The organism is Pseudomonadota bacterium (assembly GCA_030859565.1).
Classification (GTDB): domain Bacteria; phylum Pseudomonadota; class Gammaproteobacteria; order JACCXJ01; family JACCXJ01; genus USCg-Taylor.
Window position 1 is genome coordinate 1 of sequence record JALZJW010000262.1, and the last position, 2,726, is coordinate 2,726.

Annotated in this window: 2 protein-coding genes; both read left to right on the forward strand. The window is 63.5% G+C overall.

Annotation, left to right across the window (positions count from 1 at the left end):
• Positions 1-501 (forward strand): AAA family ATPase (locus M3436_20485; protein MDQ3566349.1); only part of this gene is annotated, 501 nt, incomplete at its 5' end.
• 175 nt (positions 502-676) lie between these two features.
• Complete coding sequence (locus tag M3436_20490; protein MDQ3566350.1) at positions 677-1,705, forward strand: IS110 family transposase; 1,029 nt, start codon at positions 677-679, stop codon at positions 1,703-1,705.
• The last annotated feature ends 1,021 nt before the right edge of the window (positions 1,706-2,726 follow it).

Sequence of the window (2,726 nt, forward strand, 5' to 3'; positions counted from 1 at the left end):
GGGCACGGCCGCACGGTGGATTTTCGGAATACCGTCGTGGTCATGACCTCGAATCTCGGCTCGCAATTCATCCAGGAGATGGCCGGCGAAGAGAACTACGAGGCCATGCGCACCGCCGTGATGGACAGCGTCGCTCAGTTCTTCCGGCCGGAGTTCGTGAACCGCATCGATGAGGTGGTGGTCTTCCACTCGCTGCAAAGGGATCAGATCCAGGCCATCGCCGAGATCCAGGTGCGGCACCTCGCCGCCCGCCTGCGCGCGCAGGACATCGAGTTGGTGATGACACCGGCCGCGCTCGCGACACTCGGTGAGGCCGGATTCGACCCGGTGTATAGCGCCCGTCCCTTGAAGCGCGCGATCCAGACCCAGGTCGAGACACCGCTCGCCCGCGAGCTACTGGCGGGCCGCTTCGGGCCGGGCGACACGGTCCGGGTCGAGGTGCGCGACGGCCGCCTGGTCTTCGAGCGGGAAGCGGGTCCGAGGGCGGCGTCAACGGGATAGCCGCCCTCGACCAGGCCGAGCGGATCGCGATCGCAGCGGGGTGGCGGTCCGGTCCCCTCCCCTGCGGAGCGGGGGGGTTAGGGTAATGGTATGGACTCCTCCCCTCCCTAACGGCATCGTGATGTGCCAGAGTGGAAGATGAAACGACCACTTCAACGAAGAGGAGGAGTCCGGTATGTACAGTACGACAATCGGGTTGGACATTGCAAAGAACGTCTTTCAGGTCCACGGGGTGGATGCAAAGGGTAACGTGGTGCTGCGCAAGGTGCTCAAGCGACGGCAGGTGTTGGAGTTTTTCGCCAACCGGACGCCTAGCCTCATCGGGATGGAGGCCTGCGCCGGGGCGCATTATTGGGCACGGGAGCTCGGGAAGCAGGGGCATGAAGTCAAGCTCATCAGCCCGCAGTTCGTCAAGCCCTATGTGAAGGGGAACAAGAACGACGCCAACGACGCGGAGGCGATCTGCGAAGCCGTCGGGCGTCCCAACATGCGCTTCGTGCCGGTGAAGACTGCCGAGCAGCAAGATGTCCTGGCCCTGCACCGGGTACGCAGTGGGTTGGTGAAGGAGCGGACCGCCCAGGCCAATCGGCTGCGCGGCTTGTTGGGCGAGTACGGGATCGTCATCGGCAAGGGCTTGGCCCAGCTGCGCAAGCGCTTGCCGGAGATCTTGGAGGACGCCGAGAACGACTTGAGTGACTTGGTGCGGGCGTTGTTCGCCGATCTGCACGGGCGGATCTTGGCGCTCGACCGGCAAGTCGCGGCGTACGGGGACAAGCTCAAGACGCTGAACCAGAAGAGCGCGGTGTGCCGCAGGATCGGCCAGGTGCCGGGAGTGGGGCCGATCACGGCGACGGCGATGGCCGCCTCGCTCGGCGATGGTCAGGCCTTCGAGACGGGGCGGCAGGTCTCGGCGTGGCTCGGTCTGGTGCCCGGGCAGCAATCGAGCGGCGGGAAGCCGAAGCTTATGGGCATCAGCAAGCGCGGCGACACCTATCTGCGCACCCTGCTCATCCATGGGGCACGGGCGGTGGTGCGAGCCGCCGCCAAGAAGCACGACACAAAGAGCCGCTGGATCAACGAATTGGTCCAGCGGCGCAACGCCAACATTGCCGCCGTGGCGCTCGCCAACAAGAATGCTCGGGTGATCTGGGCGCTCTTGAGGCGGGGGGAGGACTACCGGGCGCCCGTGTGCGCCAACGCCTGAGCCCGTCAAGATGCGATCCGTAGCGTATGTCCTCCCGAGCCCTCGTGATCCCACACCAGGACGGTACGCCCAAGCACCGGCAGGGCTACCGTCCCTGGCAGTGGATCCCGGCCGTTCCCTGGCCGGGATGACGATGGACAGCCGAGGTCTATCGATGCGGGTTCAAGATGACAGAGGACTAGTACACGACGCGCCGAGCGTATTCGAGAGTCACTCTCCACCCAGTTGCGGAGCATTTCATCGCGATGGCAAACCGGTCGGACCGGTGTTTTCAGAAATCCGTTACCCCCAGGGGCCTTCGAGGCCGGTAGGGTGATTGAGATGAAGACACGCGGAAATCCATCAGGGCCAGAGGCGACCAAGGCCTCACCAACAGGCCGGATATATGGGAGCAACTGCGCTACCGACCTCTGCCGTCAACGAGCGAGATGCTTGCAAATCGGAGGAGTCCATATATGGGGGTAAAGGCGCTGCGGCCGGGCTAGAAGCTCATCTCGAGCCCAGCCGTGGGCACCGCGTCGGAGCGCAGGCCATCTTCATTGAGCGGAATGAAGACGCTGGCGAATCCGACCACACCGATGCCAAAGCGGCCTTGAAACCGATCGACAGTCGACGATGCCCGTGCGCAGCCCCTGGGTGATGGATGGGTGCAGAGAACCGAGCGGCGTTCGGGCCGATCGGTTGCGGATTATCGGGGGCGCTGGGGTCGGGGCGTTTGCGTTACTACGAGCGGATCAATGGCCCAGGCCTGCGAGCGGATACCGGATAAGCACACAAGGGGGACGCAGAGCGGACGTCTGCCTGAGGAGGAACGCGAATCGAACTGTGCCTCTTTCCCAAGCGGCATACCGAGCTCGGCTACCGCAAGCTCACCTGGATGATGATCGCTTAACCTATTATGTATATGTTTACGAAAACCGTGTGTATCGGGTGCTGGCCCCGGCTGATTTGCTGTACCGCTTTTCCTTTCATCCTGCAGGGCGCTAAGGAAACCGCATCTAGAAGCTGACCTCAATATTGG